Below are 19,678 nucleotides of genomic sequence, written 5' to 3'. Positions count from 1 at the left end.
CCATGATGCCCCCGCTGACCATTGCCCTGCCCTCGGATCGCGAGATCGAGGTCACCCGCACCTTCCGCGCCCCGGTGGACCTCGTCTTCGACTGCTGGACTGTCCCGGCCCTGATCAAGCGCTGGCTCGGCTTTGCCGACTGGACCTTCGTCACCTGCGAGTTCGACGCCCGCGTCGGCGGCAAATGGCGCTTCGTCACCCGCAGCCCGAATGGCTTCGAGATGGGCTCTGGCGGCGAGGTCCTCGAGATCACCCGCCCCGACTGGATCAAGACCAGCGAACTCTACGACCAGGACTGGACCGGCGGCCAGACCATCGTCACCAACCGCCTCGCCGAAAAGGCCGGCGTCACCACCTCGGTCGTGACGATCCTCTATCCCACCAAGGAAGCCCGCGACGGCGCCAGGGCCACGCCGATGGCCGACGGCATGGAGACGGGCTTCAAGCGCCTCGAAGAGCTTCTGGCCGAAATGCCGGCCTACTAGGCCAGCCCGCTCCCGGGCACCGACTGCAACTGCGACCAACCCGCCGCCGATGCATTCCGCTTCGGGGAACGGGACAACTCAACCCACGCGAGGAGAACAGCTATGCCCAAGATCATGCCCTGCCTGTGGATCGACGACCGCATCGAGGAGATGGTCCGTTTCTATGTCGACACCTTCAAGGATGCCGAGATCCGCGACGTGCAGCACTATCCCGATGGAAGGGTGCTCACCATGAACTTCCGCCTCAAGGACCAGGAATTCATGGCCCTCAATGGCGGCGACAACTTCAAGTTCACCGAAGCCGTCTCCTTCGTCGTCGACTGCAAGGACCAGGCCGAGGTCGACTTCTTCTGGAACACCCTCACGGCCAATGGCGGCGAGGAATCCATGTGCGGCTGGCTCAAGGACAAGTACGGGCTCAGCTGGCAGATCGTGCCCGAGCGGCTGATCGACCTGATCTGGGATACCAGGGACAAGGCCGCATCCGGCCGCGCGCAGCAGGCCATGTTCCAGATGAAGAAGATCATCGTCGCCGACATCGAGAAGGCCTACGCCGGCGGCTGACCGGCCCCCGCATCTCCACAAATCGCAAGCCGTCGCCCCGCGCCTCCAGCGCGGCCGGCACCGGCTTGCCCGATCCCCGGAGGAGAGAATGCATCGCTCGAGCCTGCTGCTCGCCGCCGTGATAGTTTCCGCCCTGCCCTTTTCTGCCATCGGCGAAGCAACCAAGGGAGTGTCCGCCATGACTGAACTCGTCACCAAGGACATCGTCGTCACCCGCCTCTATGACGCGGGCCCTGAGACGGTCTGGACCGCCCTCACCACCGACGCCGGCGTCATGGGCTGGTGGGGCCCCGAAGGCTACGACGCCCCCGCCGCGAAGATGGATGTCTGCGAAGGCGGCACCTCGCTGGTCGCCATGCGCGGCCCTGACGGCGTCGACATCTGGATGACCTGGGTCTACTCGAAGGTCGTCCCGCACGAACGGCTCGAATACGTCCAGAACCTCTCCGGACCCACCGGCGAGCTGCTCGATCCGGCCGTCCACAACCTGCCACCCGAATTCCCGCGCGATGTCGTCACCGTGCTCACCCTGACGCCGAAGGACGGCAAGACCGAGCTCCGAATCGTCGAGAACACGACCACGTCGGAATTCATGCTGCAGATGAGCGAGATGGGCCTCGAACAGACCCTCGACAAGCTCGGCCGGAGCCTAGCAGAGTGAGGCCATGACCAAGCTCACCGCCGACACCGTCCTCGTCCGCCTGCACGAGATGCAGTCGGACGAGGAGCTGCAGAAGTACCAGCGCTACTTCAAGTTCGGCGAGGGCGAGTATGCCCATGGCGACCGCTTCATCGGCGTCCGCATGGGCCACGTCTTCAACCTCGCCAAGGAGATGATCCAGCTCCCGCCCGTCGAGATCGAGCGGCTGATGGAATCCGACATCCACGAAGCCCGCGCCGCCGCCATGAGCATCGTGGCCAAGCAGTACCAGGCGAAGAAGACCAGTCCCGAGCGCCGGCAGGAGCTCTTTGAGCTCTACCTGCGCCGCCACGACCGCATCAACAACTGGGACCTGGTCGATCTCGCCGCCTACCATGTCGTCGGCCCGCACCTCGTCGAGCGCCCGCGCGACGTCCTCTACCGGCTGGCGAAGTCCGGGAGCATGTGGGAACGCCGCACCGCCATCCTCGCCACCTTCGCCTTCATGCGCCGCAAGGACTATGCCGACACCTTCGCCATCGCCGAGATCCTGAAGAACGACCCGGAAGACCTGGTCCACAAGGCCACCGGCTGGATGCTCCGCTCCATCTCCGACCGCCAGCAACTCACCGCCTTCCTCGACACCCACGCCGCGACCATGCCCCGCATCATGCTGCGCAACGCCCTCGAGCACTACCAGCCGGACGAGCGGGCGAAGTACCTGGCGATGGGGAAGAAGTAGGGCGCTCAACCCAACCAAATGCGCCGGCCCCACCTCCCCCTTGATGGGGAGGCAAGCGCAGCTTGGCTGCTCCGCTGCCTGGCGAAGCTCGGAGGGGGTGCGATCCGGGCTGGATGTCACCGGCGAAGCACAGCAGCACAGGCGTTTGACACGCGCCCGAACTGCGAGCTAGCATGCCAATCGCCGCGCAACGGAGGAGGTGTCCAATGACTGTCATTGTGCGAACTGCCTCCCGTCGCGCCGCCGCGTAGCTTTCCCACAAACGGAATTCCGGCCGGCGCCTTCATGGCCCTGATCCAAGGAATTCCATCTTGCTCGAACAGTTCGGCTGGAGCGATGCGCTTCAGCACCAATTTGCCATCCATGCCGCCGACGGTCTCATCCCGGCGCGAGTTATCGTCCAGCAACGCGGTCTCTATGAGATCGCGACAGAATTGGGGGAGCTTTCTGCCACGCTGGCAGGCAAGCTTGCTTACGACGCCGAGGACGGCGCCTATCCCGTTGCCGGCGACTGGGTCGCGGTGAAGGCACGGCCCGCCGAGGGCAGTGCCGTCATCCAGCACCTGCTGCCCCGCACCAGCAGCTTCGTTCGCCGCGCCAGCGGCCCGGGTGCCGCGCGCGGCCAGGTCGTAGCCGCCAATGTCGACGTGGCGCTGCTTGCCGCCTCGCTGAACGCCGATCTCAATCCCCGCAGGCTCGAACGCTACCTTGCCACTGCCTGGGAGAACGGTGTCGACCCGATCATCGTTCTGACCAAGGCCGACATGGGTATCGACGCCGAGGCAATCATAGGCGAGATCGAAGCGGTGGCCATGGGCGCTCCCGTCCTCGCCGTATCGGCGGTAACCGGCGCGGGACTCGACGAACTCCGCGCCTACCTCAAGCCCGGTCGCACGGCCGTGCTGCTCGGCAGTTCCGGCGTCGGCAAATCGACGCTGGTCAACGCACTGGCCGGCAAGGCGCACATGGCCACTCAGGCGATCCGGGAGGACGATGCCCGCGGCCGCCACACGACCACCCACCGTGAGCTTGTCCTGCTCCCCTGGGGGGCACTGATACTCGATACGCCCGGCATGCGAGAGCTTGGCCTGTGGGAAGCAGGCGGTGGCGTGTCCACTGCCTTCGCCGATATCGAGGCGCTCGCCGGGCAATGCCGCTTCCACGATTGCGGACATGATACCGAACCCGGCTGCGCCATCGCCGCCGCCCTGGCCACCGGCGCCCTCGATGCCGCCCGCTGGAAGGCCTATGGCAAACTGCAACGCGAACTGGAGTTCCAGAACAACAAGGACGACCCCAGGGCTCAGGCCGAAGGTCGCAGAGTTCGGGTGCAGCGCAACAAACAGCATCGAGCCGAGATGAAACGCCGCAAACGGTTCGAATGAGCGAGGAGCTGGCTGGCAGCCTTACCATCCAGCCAAATGCACCAGCCCCACCTCCCCCTTGACGGGGGAGGCAAGCGCAGCTTGGCAGCTCCGCTGCCTAGCGAAGCTCGGAGGGGGTGTGCCGCGGGCTGGATATCCGACCAGCTCAAAAAAACCGCGAGGGCGAAATCGCCCATCAATCCCCCGGCTCCCCCAACACCAGCCACGGCGTGAACAGCTTCGGCTCCCCGTCCCCCAGCTGCATCTTCGGACTGGGCGTCCCCAGCACCTCGCCCGTGACCGTCGCCATCGCCAGCAACGGCTCCATCAGGTGGCCGATATTGGCGAAGTGCTCGATCGCTGCGTCGATGTCGCGATAGCGCTCGAACGTTATCGCCTCCGTCTCGTCGTGGTTGAAGTAGATCTCGTACTGGAGCGTGCCCCGGTCCCTGGTCCGGACGATCTCCATGGCCTCGGCACAGAGGCGCTTATAGTCGTCCAGCCTGCCGGGGTGAATTCTGGCCCGGGCGATGCCCTTGATCTCGTCCATGCTCGTTCCCTTCCGTCTCGCGGGTGCTGCGAGGCAGAATCGACGCGCGCTCCGAGTGTTCCCGGAGCGCCTGCGCATTTTCGAAGGCTGCGGGCTAGTCGCCCCCTCCACCATCGCCGCCGCCATCGCCGTCCATATCGGACGCGGCATCGGCGTTTGCGCCACCACGGCGGCGTCGCTGCGTGACGCTTGCGACGTACCAGCCCAGTGCGATCAGGATCGCGCCTGCGATGAAGGGCCAGGAATAGGATAGAAACCCATAAACCGGCTCACGGAACGACTGCTGGAAGTCGCGGAGCCAGTCCATCCGTCAGTGGCCGGGCGGGACGTGGTCCGGCCGATCCTCGTGCGGTTCGCCGTCTTCCCAGGCGATCGAGGTATCTTCCGTCGGAGGCGCATGGCCAACCAGCCGGTCGAGCCAATGGCGGAACGCACGGCCAGCTTCTTCGAACTGGTGCGGATCGATCAGCGGGCGATTCGGTTCGGGGTGCACATGAGTAGCCATGTGGCTGAGTCTGCACCCTAATTCTAAAGTTTTTCTGACCCGAACCGATCGCCTTCGATCACGCTCCTGCTACCGGTAGAAGCCCTCGCGCAGGTTGATGCCGTGTTCGAGGAAGGCCTTCATGGCGCACAACATGCCGGTCCAGCCCTCGGTGTTGCCGATGGCGCTGTCGAGGCCCTTCTGCGTCTCGCCCCAGCCCGTCTCGGTGATGGTCACGAGCGTGCGCCCGTCCTCCAGCGCCTCGAATGTCATCGTCACGGTCGTGTCGCCGCTCGGGTCGATCCCCGCCCCTTCCGCCGCGCCCCAGTTGAGGACGATCCGCTTGTCCTTGATCACCTCGACCACCTTCACGGGGAACGCACCGGGGAAGTCGGCAAAGTCCCAGGTCACGGTCGATCCCGTCTCGAGCCTGCCCTCGGCGCCGCCGGTGGTGAAATAGCCCGAGAGCTGCCCCGGATCGGCCACCGCCTCGAACACCTCGTGCACGGGCTTCGCAATCCTGCCGGATACCTTCAGCTTCACATCCATCTCATTGTTCCTCCTTGCGTTCCGCCCGATTATGTTATAAAAATATAACATGTCAAGCGAGGACGAAGACGACAGGGTTTTCAAGGCTTTGGGCAACCGCCTGCGCCGCCGCATCCTTGATGCGCTGAAGGATCGCCCGGCCACCACCGGCACCCTCTGCGAGGCCTTTCCCGAGCTCGACCGCTGCACCGTGATGCAGCACCTCAAGGTGCTCGAGGAGGCCGATCTGGTGATCGTCCGCCGAGACGGCCGCGAGCGCTGGAACCACCTCAACGCCCTCCCCATCCAGGCCCTGCACCAGCGCTGGATCGGCAGCTATGCCGCCTATGCCGCCCAGGGCCTGCTGAAGCTCAAGACCGGTCTCGAAGGGAGCGCCGATTGAGCCGTTGGGCCCTGTCCGGGCTCGCTCTTTCGCGCTAAGACGGCGTGTCATCCATCGTCACAGCGTCGCTCCATGGCTCCGACCACCTATGCCAGCCCCATCGCGGGCCTTCCCTCCCAGGCCGCCCTTCACACCGGCCGCGCCGTCTTCACCGAGTCCTATGCGCTGATCCCGCACGGGGTGATGCGCGACATCGTCACGAGCTACCTGCCGCACTGGAAGGATACGCGCGCCTGGGTGATCGCCCGGCCCATGTCGGGCTTCTCCGAGACTTTCTCGCAGTACATCATGGAAGTGTTTCCCGGCGGCGGCAGCCAGCGGCCCGAGCCCGATACCGAGGCCGAGGGCGTGCTGTTCGTGGTCGAGGGCCAGGCCGTCGTCACGATCGACGGCAAGGCGCACACGCTCAAGCCCGGCGGCTACGCCTTCCTGCCGCCCGGCTCAGCCTGGACCTTCACGAACGCATCGCAGGCACCCGTCCGCTTCCACTGGATCCGCAAGCGCTACGAAGTCGTCGACGGGATCGAAATCCCGGCCGCCTTCGTCGCCAACGAGCAGGACGAACCGATCATCTGGATGCCCGACACCGGGAACACCTGGGGTACCACGCGCTTCGTCGACCCGGCGGATGTCCGCCACGACATGCACGTCAACATCGTCACGCTCGAGCCCGGCGCCGTCATCCCCTTCGAGGAGACGCACGTCATGGAGCACGGGCTCTACGTGCTCGAAGGCAAGGCCGTCTACCGGCTCAACCGTGACTGGGTGGAAGTCGAGGCCGGCGATTTCATGTGGCTGCGCGCCTTCTGCCCGCAGGCCTGCTACGCCGGTCCGCAGCGCTTCCGCTACCTGCTCTACAAGGACGTCAACCGGCACATGAAGCTGACCCTCTAGTGGTCGGCCGGCCCCGGGGGCCAACTATCTCGCAACCGCGATCTGCGACAGCAACCGGTCCATCGATCGTTGCACGTCGTCGATACGATCGTGCCGCGGCCAAAGCTCCGCTTCCGCGAGGAACCGCTGGCGGCTGACCTCGATTTCGCTCCTCAGTTCATCAAGTCGACCGGCCGCCAGTTCGCGCTCCTCGCGCGTCGCATAGCTCGAGCCGAGCTGTGCCTTGAGGTAGGCGAGGCGCAGTTGCCAGCCTTCGACATAGCCCACGTAGGGCCGGAGCTTCTCGATGATCGCGCGGCGGACCTGGGCTGCCTTCGAGATCGGGGGCGACAGGGTTTCGATAGCGTTGTGCATTTGTGCTCCTAACTAGCGAGCCTTGAACGCAAATCTTCGCTTTTGGTTTCAATGCAAATGACGCGGCTCTCTTGCGATCCCGTCGTCCAGGCCGCAACTTGGCGCGCCGGCGACAGGCCCGGCGAGGGAGGCTCAACAACGTGAAAATGCTCGGACTGCTCGTTCCGCTGGTGCTCGTCAGCACCGCGACAATGGCCGAGGACCTGACGCCGCAGGCGTACCAGAACCTGCTGACGCCGCTCGTCCAGGGCGGCAGCGATGTTCTTGGCCGCCCCCTCGCTTATCCCGAGGGCACACCCAACGTCACTTCCGCCATCGTCACCGTCCCGCCCGGCGGGGAAACCGGCTGGCACGAGCACGAGGTGCCGCTCTTCGCCTACATTCTCGAAGGCGAGCTGACGGTCGATTACGGCGAGAAGGGCAAGAAGACCTACAAGGCCGGCGAAGCCGTGCTCGAGGCCGTCGGCTGGTCGCACAACGGCACCAACACCGGCACGGTCCCGATGAAGCTGGTCGCGGTCTACATGGGCGGTGGCACCAGCGCCAACACCGTGAAGGTGGATCCGCCCGCGGACAAATAGTCCCGCATCAACCGTTGCCTGGCGTCGAGGAAGCTTTCGCCAGGCGGCACATCGGCTAAGTTCCGGTTCATCAACCGAGAGTCGAGATGACAGCCAGCCGCACGATCTTCATCGAACCCCTGACCCGCGATGCCTACGCCCCGTTCGGGCAGGTCATCGAGACCGAGGGAGCGCACCACTATCCGATCAACGGGGGCATGACCGAGCGCTATCACGATCTCGCGCGGGTCGAACTCGGCGGCGTCCATGCCCGCCCGCTTATCTCCATCGCCCGCGGCCAGCCCTACGCCTTGCCGCTGACGCTGAAAATGGTCGAGCGCCACCCGCTCGGCAGCCAGGCGTTCTACCCCCTGTCGCAGCGGCCCTTCCTGTCGATCGTCGCACCGGACGAAGGCGGCATCCCCGGCCGTCCCCGCGCATTCCTGGCGGCGCCGGGCCAGGGCATCAACATGGCGATGAACACCTGGCACGCCGTCCTGACCCCGCTGGGCGAGACATCGGACTTCCTGATCGTCGACCGTGGGGGCGACGGCAACAACCTCGAGGAGTACTTCTTCCCCGAGCCCTACCTGATCATCGAATTCAACTGAGATTTTATCGGCTTGGAGGGTGACCGTCGTCTCGCCGTTGCATATCTTCCATAAGGACTGCAGTTCTGCGTAAGGCTTGGAGGCTGGTGATGCGTATTGGTCTGGCGAGCATTCTTCTGGTGCTCGCACTTGCAAGCCCGGCCTTGGCAGACAAGGTCACCATAACTGGTGATATCACCTACCGCGAACGCATCGCGCTTCAGCCCGGCGCCCAGCTGACCGTATCGCTCATCGACCTCGCCACGCCTGCCCAACCGCGCGTTTCGGCCACCGCCCTGATCGATGGGCCCGGCACCCAGGTTCCCCTGACCTTCACCCTCAACTTCGAGGACAGCGTCGTCCTCCCCGGCCACAGCTACGCCCTCGAGGCCGAGATCGCCGGGGCCGACGGCATCGCCTGGTTCCGCACCGCCACGCCCTACGCCGTCGATCCTCTCGCCCCCGGCGACGAGATCGAGATCATCGTCGGCCGTGTCGCCCGCGTCGATACCACGCCCGATGAGACCGCCGCGGCGCCCGAGCCGGCCGTTGTCGAGCCCCCGATCCTCAACATCACCTGGCAGGCCCGGGTCATCGGTGGCAAGCCGGTTCCCCGTACCATCGTCTCCTCCCTCAGCATCGCCTCCGACAAGCGCGCCGGCGGCCGCGGCGGCTGCAACTCCTGGTTCGCTCAGGCCGAGATCCATGCCCAGCGGATTGCCTTCAGCGCAGTCGCGGCGACCCGCGTGGCCTGCCTCTCCGACGACGCGACGCAGCAGGAGGACAGCTTCTTCAAGGCCCTCGCCGCCACGCGCTCCTGGCGCCTCGACGGCGAGACGCTGGTGCTCGCCGATAGCAGCGGCGCCGAACTCGCCCGGCTGGAGAAGTCGCGGTTCTAGTTGACGCGGCCACGGCGATGCCGCCACGCTCGGCCGGACGAACCGGAGACTCCCATGGATACGCCTGACCTCGTTTCGCGCCTGCTCGATGTCATCGAGCACGACCTGCTGCCGCTGACGCAGCGTGGCGTCTCCGGGGGCAACAAGCTGTTCGGCGCGGCGATCCTGAGGAAATCCGACCTGTCGCTCGTCGTCGGCGAAACCAACAACGAGACCGAGAACCCGCTCTGGCACGGCGAGATGCACGCCATCAAGCGCTTCTACGAGCTGCCTACCGAGACGCGCCCTGCCCCGCGCGATTGCCTGTTCCTCGCCACCCACGAGCCCTGCTCGCTTTGCCTCTCGGGCATTACCTGGGGCGGCTTCGATAACTTCTACTATCTGTTCAGCTACGAGGAGACGCGGGACGCCTTCGGTATCCCGCACGACATCCGCATCCTCAAGGAAGTCTACGCCGTGCCCGATCCCGACCGCGGCTACGTCCCGGCCGACCGCCCGCTCTACAATCGCAAGAACGCGTTCTTCGAGGCGCACGACCTCCAGCGCATGATCGCCGGCATGGACCGCTCGTCCAAGGAGCGGCTGGTGGCGCGCGTCGACGACCTCAACGCCGCCTACAACGATCTGTCGGTGACGTATCAGGCCGACAAGGGCAAGAAGGGCATTCCGCTCAGCTGAAGCTGACGATGCTGGCCGCCGCGAATGCCAGGACGGCCAGCGCAGTGGCAAAGAGGACAAGCAGCACGATCTGCGTTGTCGTGCCGATCGGTTTGGGTCGGCGCCCCGGCTCGGAGCTCATGGCCACCCGGCTCAGCCGAGGTTGGCGGATTCTACGGCAGGGCTCGTTTCGACGGGCAGGGCCGAAGCGGCGATGGTGAGCGTCGCCATTGACATCACGAACAGGGCAATCAGTGCCAGCTTGATCATTTTTCCCGCCCCCTTAGGCGTTCATTTGGCGTTTCCGCCGGTTCATCTTGGGGGCGACAATGCGGCATCGCGATTGAACGTTCCCGGAATTGGGCATTTATCTGCCGTTCAGGTTCGCCGGCCCCTGCCAATTTCCAAGCCTTGATGCAGCTCTCCAGGTTGTAATGCGACATCCTCCCGGCGCCGGTTTACCCAGTGTAGAGACCCACAAGGAGACCGCCGATGCAGACCGACCTCACCCGCCGAGCCGCGCTTCGCCTCGTCGCCGTCACCGCCGCCGGCGGCATGCTGATGAGCCGGGCCGCCTTCGCCCAGCAGGCCGGCGCGGGCACGACCTCGCTCATCACCGGCGCCGACGTGTGCGTCATCACCCCCGAGACCACCGAGGGCCCCTACTATTTCGACCCGAAACTGGAGCGCTCGGATATCACCGAGGGCACCCAGAAGGGCGCGCCGACCACCGTGCGCCTCCAGGTCGTCGATGCAGCCTGCAAGCCCATCGAAGGCGCCCGCGTCGATATCTGGCACTGCAACGCCGACGGGCAGTATTCCGGCTACCCCAACCAGCCGGGCGGCGTCGATGCCACCGGCGCAACGTTCCTGCGCGGCACCCAGTTCGCCGGTGCCGACGGCGTCGTCGAGTTCGCAACCATCTATCCCGGCTGGTACCCCGGCCGCACCACCCACATCCACTTCAAGGTCTTCCTCGATCAGGCGAGCGTCCTGGTCGGCCAGATCTTCTTCCCCGACGACCTGAGCCAGCAGATCTATCAGACGGTCGGACCCTACCTCGCCCACGGCGCCGATCGCGCCGTGATGAACACCAACGACCGCATCGCCATCCAGGCCACCCAGGCCTCCGTCGCCTCGGTCAGCCCTCTGGGCGACGAGCACTACCAGGCCGCGATGATCATCGGCGTGGGAGCGGCCGGATAGCGCCGCGGCCCGAAAGCCATCTCCATACGCGCCGTCCCCGGCTTGCAACGCATTGCGCCCGGGTCCATCTATCGTGCCGAGGAATCGGAGGGGCTTATGGGCATTCTCGGCGCCATCATCATTGGGTTCATTACCGGGATCATCGCCAAGCTGATCACGCCGGGGGACCCCAAACCGCGCGGCTTCATTCTGACCACGGTGCTCGGCATCGTGGGCGCGCTGCTGGCCACCTGGCTGGGCCAGGCGATCGGGTGGTATCAGGCCGGCCAGCCCGCCGGCTTCTTCGGCGCCATCGTGGGCTCGATCATCGTCCTCCTCATCTGGCGCCAGCTCGCCAACCCGCGCTGACACCATGAACATCCCGACCATCGAGACCGAGCGGCTGATCCTGCGCGGCTACACGCCGGCGGATTTCGATAGCTTTGCCGCCATGTGGGCCGACCCGGATGTCGTCCACTTCATCGGCGGGCGCGTCTTCTCCCGCGAGCAGTCCTGGCAGCGCTTCCTCAGCCGCGCCGGCGGCTGGGCGCATCTCGGCTTCGGCTTCTTCGCCGTGATCGAGAAGGAGTCGGGCCACATAGTCGGCGAAGCCGGCTTCCACGAAGCGCGCCGGATCATCGATCCCCCACTTGAGGGCACGCTCGAGGCCGGCTGGGCCCTGATGCCATCGGCCCAGGGCTGGGGCTATGCCACCGAAGCCATGCAGGCCGCCATCGACTGGGCCGGCAGGACCTTCCCGGGCCGGCGCATGACCTGCCTCATCAACGTCGACAACCTCGCCTCGATGCGGGTCGCCGGTCGCCTCGGCTTCAAGGAGTTCGCCCGTACCACCTACGCTGAAGACAAGGTCGTCCTCTTCGAACGCTGAAACGAAAAAGGGCGCCCCAGGCGCCCTCTCTCCTTCTTGATCCTCCCCCGTGCAACGGGGGAGGGGGACCGGCGAAGCCGGTGGAGGGGGCGTCCCGCCCCCTGCCCTTACGGCGTCGTAGCAGCCGGAGTAGCAGCCGGAGCTTCAGTCGCAGGCGCCATCGCCGGAGCATCCATTGCCGGAGCCATGGCAGGTGCGTCCGCCGCCGGAGCCATGGCTGGAGCCTCGGTTGCCGGCGCAGCGGCGGGAGCCTCAGCGGCAGGCGCCGCGGCCGGAGCTTCAGTCGCGGCCGGTGCCGCAGCCGGTGCAGCCGCCGGAGCCTCGGCCGGAGCGGCTTCTGCGGCCGGCTCGGCCGGCGAGGCATCGGTGATGCGGCCGTCGGTGTACGGCGCGTAGTCGCCGCCCAGCTTGGCGATGTAGTCGGCCAGCACCTTCTCGAGCGGCGGCCCAAAGTCGTAAGGGTTCACCGCGTTCGAGCCGAACAGCGCATAGCCGTCACCGCCACCACGCACGTAGTTGTTGGTCACGACGCCGTAGGTCTTGGCTGGGTCGATCGCCACCCACTTGTCCCCGTCCTTCACCAGCACGTCGCTGATGCGCTCGCCGACCGGCTTGGACTTGTCGAACGTGTACTTGAGCCCCGCCACCTGCGGGAAGCGCCCTGCCACATCCTCGATCTGGCTCACGCCGTTCTCGAGCGAAGCGACGATATCGGCACCCGTGATCTGGAAGGTTGCGAGCGTGTTCGAGAACGGCAGGACCGTGAGCACTTCGCCCATGGTGATCTCACCCGCGTCGATCGAAGCGCGCAGGCCGCCCGAGTTGGCGATCGAGATGCTGATGCCCTGGTCGGCCACGCGGTCGAGCTGGGCATCGGCGACGAGGTTGCCCATCGAGCATTCCATGACGCGGCAGACGTTGCGGTCGCCCTGGATGGCTTCGGTGGCGTTGCCGATCACTTCGGCCTTCAGCGCCTCGAGCGGCTTGCCCAGTTCTGCGACGCGATCGATGAAGCCCTGGTCCGGCGTCACCGTCTTGTCGAGCAGGATCGGTGCGCCAGCCGCCGAGATGACCTTGCCGTCGTCGTCCCACGTGACCTTCAGTTCGCCCAGCACCTTGCCGTACTGGCCGGCCTGCACGATCGGAACGTCCACGCCGTCCGGGTTCTTGACCAGCGTCGGATACGGGCCCGCCTCGCCCTCGCCGGTGCCGAGGAAGGTGTGCGAGTGCCCGCCCACGATCACGTCGATGCCCGGTACGGCCTTGGCCAACTCCTGGTCGACCGTGTACCCGATATGGCTCAGCACGATGATCTTGTTGATCCCGGCGGACTCGAGGCCGCCGACTGCGCCCTTCACGTATTCTGTGACGCTCTGGAACGCGACATTGGGGCCCGACGAAGCAATCTCGGGCGTCTCCTCGGTCGTCGCACCGATCACGCCGACCTTCTCGCCGGCAATGTTGAGCACGATCACCCCCGGCGGCAGGCCCTTGAGGTCCGGATCCTTGGTCGTATCGAAGTTACCGCCGATGATCGGGAACTCGGCCGCCGCGAGGAACTTGGCGAACTCGCCCGGGCCGTCGTCGAACTCGTGGTTGCCCGTGGCCACGACGTCGAAGCCCATGTCGTTCATGAAGTCGGCCACGATCTCCGACTTGTAGTGCGTGTAGAACAGCGAGCCCTGGAACTCGTCGCCCGCCGACAGCAGCACCGAGTTCTCTCCGGCGGCCTTGGCAGCTTCGCGCTCGGCGTCGATCGCCGTCTTGAGCCGGGCGATGCCGCCGAAGCACTCGCCCTTCTCCTCGCCCTCGGCGTTACAGGTCGAGTCCGTGCCGGTGATCGACTCGAATCGCGAGTGGAAATCGTTGATGTGGAGGATCGTGAGCGAGAATTCGGCCTGCGCTGCTCCCGCGAATCCCACGGTGAGCGCCAGCGCCGAGGCGCCGAGCATGAGCTTCTTCATTATCCCTGTCCTTTGCTTGGAATCCGGTTGGCCCGAACCCTTCTCGCACTGCTTTGCAACGCCGGTCTTACAAGCATCGGATATGCCCCTGGCCGTCGTCCGCAACCCCAGTGGATGAGGGAGTTAACTATAGAATGCCGGTGAGCGGAAGGGCGTGCGGCACCGCTTTGGGGCTTCCATGGCGCTAAGGTTCGGATACTCTCCGCCCCGTTTTTGGGTGCGGGAGTCTTTCATGCGCAGCGCTTTGATCATCTGGGGCGGTTGGAACGGTCACGATCCGGAGGAGTGCGCGGCGATCTACCGGCGCTGGCTGCACGAGGACGGCTATTCCGTCCGCGTCGAGACCGACCTCGCCGTGTTCGCCGACCCCGCCATCCACGATCTCAGCCTCATCATCCCGATCTACACCATGAGCAAGATCGACAAGGAACCGCTGGCCAATCTCGTCAAGGCCATCGAAGGTGGGGTCGGCCTTGCCGGTCACCACGGCGGCATGAGCGACGCCTTCCGCGACGCCGTCGAGTACCAGTTCGTCGTCGGCGGCCAGTGGGTCGCTCATCCGGGCAACATCATCGACTACACGGTCGACGTGACCAGGGCGGAAGACCCGATCATGCAGGGCATCCCCGCCTCGTTCCCCTACACGTCCGAGCAATACTACATGCACATGGACCCCTCGGTCGAAGTTCTCGCCACCACCACCTTCTCCGGCCAGCACGCGCCGTGGACGGCAGGCGTCGTCATGCCGGTGGTGTGGAAGCGCCAGTACGGCGCCGGCAAGGTGTTCCACTCGACCCTGGGCCACCGCGCCACCGAGTTCGAGAACCCGCACATGGCCACCATCCTCCGCCGCGGCATCAACTGGGCCGCCCGCGCCGAGGCCTGATTTGCCCTTCAGCCCCCCTCCCCCCTGAGGGGAGGGGCCAGGGGTGGGGGTCCATCGGCGCCCACTGGCCCCGCTCACGTCCGCGTGCGCGATTGGTGACTTGAAACTTCGCCGGAAACGGTGCCGTTCTTCCTCCATGACTGCCAGGGGGAAACGATGGCGAGCATCACCGATTCCGGCGAAGCCGGGGAACGCCCGGCCCGGCCGAGAGGCCCCCTGATCTACCGTCAGGCGATCCTCACCCGCATCACCCATTGGGTTTGGGTGATCGCCCTGTTCTTCCTGCTGCTCTCGGGCCTGCAGATCTGGAACGCCCACCCTGCCCTCTACATCGGCCAGGAATCCGGCTTCGCCTACGACAATGCCGTCCTCCGCATCGGCGCCGAGAACACCGACGCCGGCCCGCGCGGCTTCACCACCATCTTCGGCCAGAAGTTCGACACCACGGGCGTCCTCGGCATGAGCGAGCTGCGCGGCCGGACCAATTTCGTCGGCTTCCCCGGTTGGGCCACCATCCCCTCTTTCCGCGATCTCGCCACCGGCCGCGTCGTCCACTTCTTCTTCGCCTGGGTGCTCGTCGGCACCCTCGCTGTCTGGCTCGTCGCCAGCCTCCTCAACGGCCACCTCTGGCGCGATGTCATCCTGAAGCCGCGCGACCTGCGCGACCTGCCGCGCGACATCTGGGACCACATCCGCTTCCGCTTCCACCACGGGCGCACCTACAACCCCTTGCAGAAGCTCGCCTATTTCGGCGTATTCTTCGTGCTCTTCCCGCTGATCATCCTCACCGGGCTCACCATGTCCCCGACCATGAATGCCGGCTGGCCCTGGCTGGTCGATCTCTTCGGCGGCCGCCAGACCGCGCGCACCATCCACTTCGTCGTCATGGTGCTGCTGGTCCTGTTCTTCGTCGCCCATGTCGCCATGGTCGTTCTCGCCGGTCCCATCAACGAGCTGCGCTCCATGATAACAGGCTATTACCGCACCAGCCCCGGCACGAAGCCTGACGCACCTACGAAGGGGAAGGCCGAATGAGCCGCCTCATCCTCAACCGCCGCCGGCTCCTCGGCCTCGGCGCCGCCTCCGGCGCCTCGCTGATCCTCAGCGGCTGCGACCAGTTCGATTTCCTCGGCCAGCGCAACGACCCGGTGCGCGATTTTCTCGAGCGCGCCAACTCGCTGACCTACGCCGCCCAGCGCGCCCTCGTCGGCCAGCAGGCCATGGCCCGGGAATTCTCCGAGAGCGAAATCCGCCAGGGCCAGCGCCCCAACGGCTCCACCGACCCACGCCAGAACGTCGAGCTTTACCGCGACCTCATCGCCGGCAACTGGCAGGCCTACCGCCTCCGCATCACCGGCCTCGTCGAGACGCCCAAGGAGTATTCGCTCACCGAACTCGCCAACATGCCGTCGCGCACCCAGATCACCCGCCACGATTGCGTCGAGGGCTGGAGCTGCATCGCCAAGTGGACCGGCGTGCCGCTCAGCCGCCTGCTCGACGAGGCAAAAGTGAAGCCGGCCGCGAAGTTCGTCGTCTATCACTGCTACGACATGATGGGCGGCGGCCTCTCCGCCCCCGAGCCCTACTACACGAGTTCCGACCTCATCGACGCCTTCCACCCCCAGACCATCGCCGCCTACGGCCTCAACAACACCCCTCTCCCCGTCGAGAACGGCGCCCCCATCCGCATCCGCATCGAACGCGCCCTCGGCTACAAGCAGCCCAAATACGTCCACACCATCGAGCTCACCGACAGCCTCACCCCATACGGCCTCGGCCAGGGCGGCTACTGGGAAGACCACGGCTACGACTGGTACGGCGGCATCTAGTCGTTCGTTCGAAACCCCATCGAACGATCCCGACTGTCGAGGGCATCCGTTGACAGCGCTGGGCCTGGAGCGACGTGATCCCGACACATCCGGAGCGCGGCAAATGGAGCGCAGGGACGTTCTGAAGGGAATTGCCCTGACTGCGGTTGCAACTTCCGGCGGCTGGACCGCCTACTAGACCGCCAGCACCGCCGCAGCCACCCCTGTCGATCTACCATCCCCGGCGCCCTTCACCCTTTCATCGTCCTTCCATCCACCGTCATCCCCGGGCTTGACCCGGGGACCCATCCGACGCTCGCCTCCCCCGTGCCCCGGCCGCTCGCACCAATCTTGTCCTCCTACCCCTGCCGCCATCGTATTATCCCGCTCGTCCTCCACGGGGCGGCGCTCGCGACGAACGAACGGTGGCGGATATCGAGGGTCATGGGAGTCGTCCCATGGCGGGCTTTTGGGGCTGACACCCGGCCGCCCATCCCGGCTCCGATGCAGCAATGCAGACGAGAGGAGCGATGGGGGCACGCTTCTTGGTCCCCTCAGGTCCAACTCCACCTCGCTTGGCACCGGCGCGGCGACGGCCGTTCATCTGCGGACTACCCGCGTGGCCGGAAACCGCGCCGGTCCCCGCCCGACTGCTGCAAAACCCGGGGCCAGGTGGCTGTCGGGCAATCAGTCCTGCGCCTGGAGAACGCCATGCATACCTGCCCCGCACTTGCCAAATCCGCCGATTTCCCCCATATCCCACCCCATTCGCCCCAATGCGGCGATGGACTTCTCTTCTTACTGGCCAAGAACGGTGAGCGGCGAAGTGCCCCGGAAACGTCCCCCGCCTCGAGCGGGAACACCGGGAACAGAGCGCAACCGTGCGGCAATCCCGTCGCCATTGCATCGATTGATCTGCGCCCGACCCGTGGGGTCCGCGGCGCGCCACGCGTGTCGTTTGGCCGGCACGCCATTGAAAGAACGCTGATTTGACAACCTCATTCTCCGAACTCGGCCTCTCTGCGCAGCTTGTGAGCGCGCTTACCGCTGCCGGGTTCGACACGCCGACGCCGATCCAGGCCAAGGCCATTCCGCCCCAGCTCGAGCGCCGCGACATCATGGGCATCGCCCAGACCGGCTCGGGCAAGACCGCGGCTTTCGGCCTGCCGATCCTCGCCGGCCTCGCCGAGCTCAAGGGCCGGCCCAACCCGATGACGACCCGTGCGCTCATCCTCGCTCCCACCCGTGAACTCGCGGTGCAGATCGACGAAGTGCTGCACAAGCTCGCCGGTGCCAAGATCTCGACCGTCCTGGTCCTGGGCGGCGCCTCGCGCGGTGGCCAGATCCAGAAGATCGCCCGCGGCGTCGACGTGGTGATCGCCACGCCCGGCCGCCTCAAGGATCTCATCGACGACAAGAAGCTTCGCCTGACCGAGACACGCTGGCTCGTGCTCGATGAAGCCGACCGCATGCTCGACATGGGCTTCATCAACGCCGTCAAGCAGATCGCCGCCGCCATCGGCCCGCGCCGCCAGACCGCGATGTTCTCCGCCACCATGGCGCCCGAGATCGCCGATCTCGCCAAGGGCCTGCTCAACGATCCGGTCCGCGTCGAGGCCAATCCGCCGGCCCAGACCGTCGGCACCATCGACCAGCGCGTCATCCTCGCCGGCGCCAAGGAAAAGCGCACCGTCCTCAACGACCTGTTGAAGGACCCGGCCCTCAGCCGCGTCATCATCTTCTCGCGCACCAAGCACGGCGCCGACCGCGTCGCCAAGAACCTCGTCATCGACGGCCACAACGCCGCGGCCATCCACGGCAACAAGTCGAACAATGCCCGCCAGGCTGCCCTCAAGGGCTTCTCCTCGGGTGAGGTGCGCCTGCTCGTCGCCACCGACATCGCCGCCCGCGGCATCGACGTGCAGAACATCACGCACGTGATCAACTTCGAGCTGCCCGACGACGCCGAGAACTACGTGCACCGCATCGGCCGCACCGGCCGAAACGGCGCGTCCGGCGCAGCCATCACGCTCTGCGACGGCACCGAGCGTTCGAAGCTGCGCGACGTCGAGCGCCTGATCCGCCGCACGCTCCCCATCTCGGGCGAGCTCAAGGGCGCCGGCGGCGAAGCCATCCCGGCCTCCGAGGTGGTTAAGCAGCCGATCCAGCGTGCCAGCAAGCAGCAACAGCAGCCGCGGCGCGCCGACGCCCCGCGCAAGCACGCCAATGCCGGCAAGCACTTCTCCGGCGCCCGCAAGGCCGCGATCATTGAAGGCCGGGGCGGCAACCAGCCCAGCCGCGGCGTTAACGCCCAGCAGGTCCGTGGTGGCGAGAACAAGGGCGGCAACGTTTCCCGCAACGGTGGTGCCGCAGCCACCGCCCCCGGCTGGTGGGAAAGGCCCACCGGCGCAGCCCCCGCCAAGTCCGACAAGCCGCGCTGGAACAAGAAGCAGAAAGACGCCGCCAAGACGCGCCGCACCGAAGCCGCGGTCTGACCTGCCGCTACGTGCCGCGCCATCGCATCGGTCCCCGGGTCAAGCCCGGGGATGACGGTGATGAGGGGCTTGGCCGGTGTTAGTTGCGAGGCGGGCCACAACCGCGGCAGGAGCAGCAGAAGCTCCGTCATCCGCGGGCTCGACCCGCGGACCCATCTCTCCACCCGCACGAGCTACGCGGCGGGCCACCCTCTTCACCTCCCCCTGGACGGGGGAGGTGAAGAGGGGGTGCGCCACACGCTCACTCCCCGCAGCACGCACGCCTCACCCACAGACTTATCCCCACGCACGACCACCCGGCCTATCCTCCCCCCATCCGCTGCACCAAAGCGAGATCGTGGCGAGTGGTTTGTGCAGCAGGCCGGGTGGTGATGGTCGCATCATCCAGGCCCAAGTCTGAGCCGGTTCGCACCGCGAGGGCGATCGCCTCGCCGGTCCCGCTTCATCTCTCCAACAAGGGGAGATGCGCTCTTTGAGAGAGCTCCGGAGCCGCGTGGCTGTCGGATGCATCAGTTTGCTTGGTGTACGGTGCTTGGCGCACGCAAAACCGCGCCACACCCACCGGCTGTCATCGCTGCGAAAGCAGCGACCCAACGCGCAGCCAACACCGGCGGAGAGATGGGTCCGCGTCAAGCCCGCGAATAACGGCGCGAATGTTGCGAGCACCGCGCATATTGCCCGCAGACTTGCATCAGCCTCGCACCGTCCTCGCCACTCCACCCACCGTCATCCCCGGG

The 19,678-nt window shown here is 66.1% G+C and carries 25 protein-coding genes; 18 read left to right on the top strand and 7 right to left on the bottom strand.

From position 1 onward, the window contains the following. Positions 1-2 precede the first annotated feature (2 nt). The 5 genes from PRN20_RS17265 to rsgA all read left to right on the top strand — a co-directional run bounded on the left by PRN20_RS17265 (position 3) and on the right by rsgA (position 3,816). Positions 3-485 (top strand): SRPBCC family protein, encoded by a 483-nt coding sequence (locus PRN20_RS17265; protein WP_273958846.1) that lies wholly within the window; start codon positions 3-5, stop codon positions 483-485. A gap of 102 nt (positions 486-587) precedes the next feature. Beyond that, positions 588-1,049 (top strand): VOC family protein, encoded by a 462-nt coding sequence (locus PRN20_RS17260; RefSeq protein WP_273958845.1) that lies wholly within the window; start codon positions 588-590, stop codon positions 1,047-1,049. 88 nt (positions 1,050-1,137) lie between these two features. Next, on the top strand, positions 1,138-1,710 hold the full coding sequence (locus PRN20_RS17255; RefSeq protein ID WP_273958844.1) for an SRPBCC family protein: 573 nt from the start codon (positions 1,138-1,140) through the stop codon (positions 1,708-1,710). Between the two features lie 4 nt (positions 1,711-1,714). Beyond that, the gene (locus PRN20_RS17250) at positions 1,715-2,431 is read left to right on the top strand and encodes a DNA alkylation repair protein (RefSeq protein ID WP_273958843.1); all 717 of its coding nucleotides are present in this window, start codon (positions 1,715-1,717) and stop codon (positions 2,429-2,431) included. Between the two features lie 311 nt (positions 2,432-2,742). Next, a complete protein-coding gene (gene rsgA, locus PRN20_RS17245; protein WP_273958842.1) occupies positions 2,743-3,816 on the top strand; it encodes a ribosome small subunit-dependent GTPase A in 1,074 nt (357 codons plus the stop codon). Between the two features lie 175 nt (positions 3,817-3,991). Here rsgA and PRN20_RS17240 read toward each other — a convergent pair whose 3' ends face one another. The 4 genes from PRN20_RS17240 to PRN20_RS17225 form a co-directional block, all read right to left on the bottom strand. Further along, positions 3,992-4,345, bottom strand: a complete 354-nt coding sequence (locus PRN20_RS17240) for a putative quinol monooxygenase (protein WP_273958841.1) — start codon at positions 4,343-4,345, stop codon at positions 3,992-3,994. Between the two features lie 94 nt (positions 4,346-4,439). Next, complete coding sequence (locus PRN20_RS17235) at positions 4,440-4,652, bottom strand: hypothetical protein (RefSeq protein WP_273958840.1); 213 nt, start codon at positions 4,650-4,652, stop codon at positions 4,440-4,442. A gap of 3 nt (positions 4,653-4,655) precedes the next feature. Continuing rightward, entirely contained in the window at positions 4,656-4,850 is a 195-nt protein-coding gene (locus tag PRN20_RS17230; protein ID WP_273958839.1) for a hypothetical protein, read from the bottom strand. 69 nt (positions 4,851-4,919) lie between these two features. Then, positions 4,920-5,378 (bottom strand): SRPBCC family protein, encoded by a 459-nt coding sequence (locus PRN20_RS17225; RefSeq protein ID WP_273958838.1) that lies wholly within the window; start codon positions 5,376-5,378, stop codon positions 4,920-4,922. Between the two features lie 49 nt (positions 5,379-5,427). On the opposite strand from PRN20_RS17225, the gene PRN20_RS17220 reads away from it, so the two are divergent. Together PRN20_RS17220 and PRN20_RS17215 are read left to right on the top strand one after the other, a co-directional pair. Then, positions 5,428-5,760, top strand: a complete 333-nt coding sequence (locus tag PRN20_RS17220; RefSeq protein WP_273958837.1) for an ArsR/SmtB family transcription factor — start codon at positions 5,428-5,430, stop codon at positions 5,758-5,760. A gap of 72 nt (positions 5,761-5,832) precedes the next feature. After that, a complete protein-coding gene (locus tag PRN20_RS17215) occupies positions 5,833-6,654 on the top strand; it encodes a bifunctional allantoicase/(S)-ureidoglycine aminohydrolase (protein WP_273958836.1) in 822 nt (273 codons plus the stop codon). A 24-nt stretch (positions 6,655-6,678) separates the two neighbouring features. Here PRN20_RS17215 and PRN20_RS17210 read toward each other — a convergent pair whose 3' ends face one another. Continuing rightward, complete coding sequence (locus tag PRN20_RS17210) at positions 6,679-7,008, bottom strand: hypothetical protein (RefSeq protein WP_273958835.1); 330 nt, start codon at positions 7,006-7,008, stop codon at positions 6,679-6,681. A 146-nt stretch (positions 7,009-7,154) separates the two neighbouring features. Here PRN20_RS17210 and PRN20_RS17205 point away from each other — a divergent pair, with 146 nt between their 5' ends. From PRN20_RS17205 to PRN20_RS17190, 4 genes are all read left to right on the top strand, one after another. After that, a complete protein-coding gene (locus PRN20_RS17205) occupies positions 7,155-7,589 on the top strand; it encodes a cupin domain-containing protein (RefSeq protein ID WP_273959050.1) in 435 nt (144 codons plus the stop codon). 86 nt (positions 7,590-7,675) lie between these two features. Beyond that, positions 7,676-8,179 (top strand): ureidoglycolate lyase, encoded by a 504-nt coding sequence (locus PRN20_RS17200; protein WP_273958834.1) that lies wholly within the window; start codon positions 7,676-7,678, stop codon positions 8,177-8,179. An 89-nt stretch (positions 8,180-8,268) separates the two neighbouring features. Further along, a complete protein-coding gene (locus PRN20_RS17195) occupies positions 8,269-9,057 on the top strand; it encodes an META domain-containing protein (protein WP_273958833.1) in 789 nt (262 codons plus the stop codon). 54 nt (positions 9,058-9,111) lie between these two features. After that, positions 9,112-9,735, top strand: a complete 624-nt coding sequence (locus PRN20_RS17190; protein ID WP_273958832.1) for a nucleoside deaminase — start codon at positions 9,112-9,114, stop codon at positions 9,733-9,735. Here PRN20_RS17190 and PRN20_RS17185 read toward each other — a convergent pair. After that, positions 9,728-9,856, bottom strand: a complete 129-nt coding sequence (locus PRN20_RS17185; protein WP_273958831.1) for a hypothetical protein — start codon at positions 9,854-9,856, stop codon at positions 9,728-9,730. The two genes, PRN20_RS17190 and PRN20_RS17185, sit on opposite strands and share 8 nt — an antisense overlap. A 350-nt stretch (positions 9,857-10,206) precedes the next feature. Here PRN20_RS17185 and PRN20_RS17180 point away from each other — a divergent pair, with 350 nt between their 5' ends. The 3 genes from PRN20_RS17180 to PRN20_RS17170 all read left to right on the top strand — a co-directional run bounded on the left by PRN20_RS17180 (position 10,207) and on the right by PRN20_RS17170 (position 11,788). Beyond that, positions 10,207-10,920 (top strand): intradiol ring-cleavage dioxygenase, encoded by a 714-nt coding sequence (locus PRN20_RS17180; protein ID WP_273958830.1) that lies wholly within the window; start codon positions 10,207-10,209, stop codon positions 10,918-10,920. 96 nt (positions 10,921-11,016) lie between these two features. After that, positions 11,017-11,268, top strand: coding sequence for a GlsB/YeaQ/YmgE family stress response membrane protein (locus PRN20_RS17175; RefSeq protein ID WP_273958829.1), 252 nt, complete (start codon positions 11,017-11,019; stop codon positions 11,266-11,268). Positions 11,269-11,272: 4 nt separating this feature from the next. After that, positions 11,273-11,788, top strand: a complete 516-nt coding sequence (locus tag PRN20_RS17170) for a GNAT family N-acetyltransferase (RefSeq protein ID WP_273958828.1) — start codon at positions 11,273-11,275, stop codon at positions 11,786-11,788. Positions 11,789-11,895: 107 nt separating this feature from the next. Here PRN20_RS17170 and PRN20_RS17165 read toward each other — a convergent pair whose 3' ends face one another. Then, positions 11,896-13,752: a bifunctional metallophosphatase/5'-nucleotidase gene (locus PRN20_RS17165; protein WP_273958827.1), complete on the bottom strand. Its 1,857-nt coding sequence runs from the start codon at positions 13,750-13,752 to the stop codon at positions 11,896-11,898. A gap of 232 nt (positions 13,753-13,984) precedes the next feature. Here PRN20_RS17165 and PRN20_RS17160 point away from each other — a divergent pair, with 232 nt between their 5' ends. The 4 genes from PRN20_RS17160 (at position 13,985) to PRN20_RS17145 (ending at position 18,941) form a co-directional block, all read left to right on the top strand. Beyond that, positions 13,985-14,638: a ThuA domain-containing protein gene (locus tag PRN20_RS17160; RefSeq protein ID WP_273958826.1), complete on the top strand. Its 654-nt coding sequence runs from the start codon at positions 13,985-13,987 to the stop codon at positions 14,636-14,638. A gap of 156 nt (positions 14,639-14,794) precedes the next feature. Beyond that, entirely contained in the window at positions 14,795-15,673 is an 879-nt protein-coding gene (locus PRN20_RS17155) for a cytochrome b/b6 domain-containing protein (RefSeq protein WP_273958825.1), read from the top strand. Beyond that, complete coding sequence (locus PRN20_RS17150; protein WP_273958824.1) at positions 15,670-16,467, top strand: molybdopterin-dependent oxidoreductase; 798 nt, start codon at positions 15,670-15,672, stop codon at positions 16,465-16,467. Before PRN20_RS17155 ends, PRN20_RS17150 begins: the two co-directional genes overlap by 4 nt. Positions 16,468-17,435: 968 nt before the next feature. Further along, entirely contained in the window at positions 17,436-18,941 is a 1,506-nt protein-coding gene (locus PRN20_RS17145; RefSeq protein ID WP_273958822.1) for a DEAD/DEAH box helicase, read from the top strand. The last annotated feature ends 737 nt before the right edge of the window (positions 18,942-19,678 follow it).

This window comes from Devosia sp. ZB163, assembly GCF_028613635.1.
Classification (GTDB): Bacteria; Pseudomonadota; Alphaproteobacteria; order Rhizobiales; family Devosiaceae; genus Devosia_A.
This window is presented reverse-complemented; position numbering and strand designations above follow the sequence as displayed.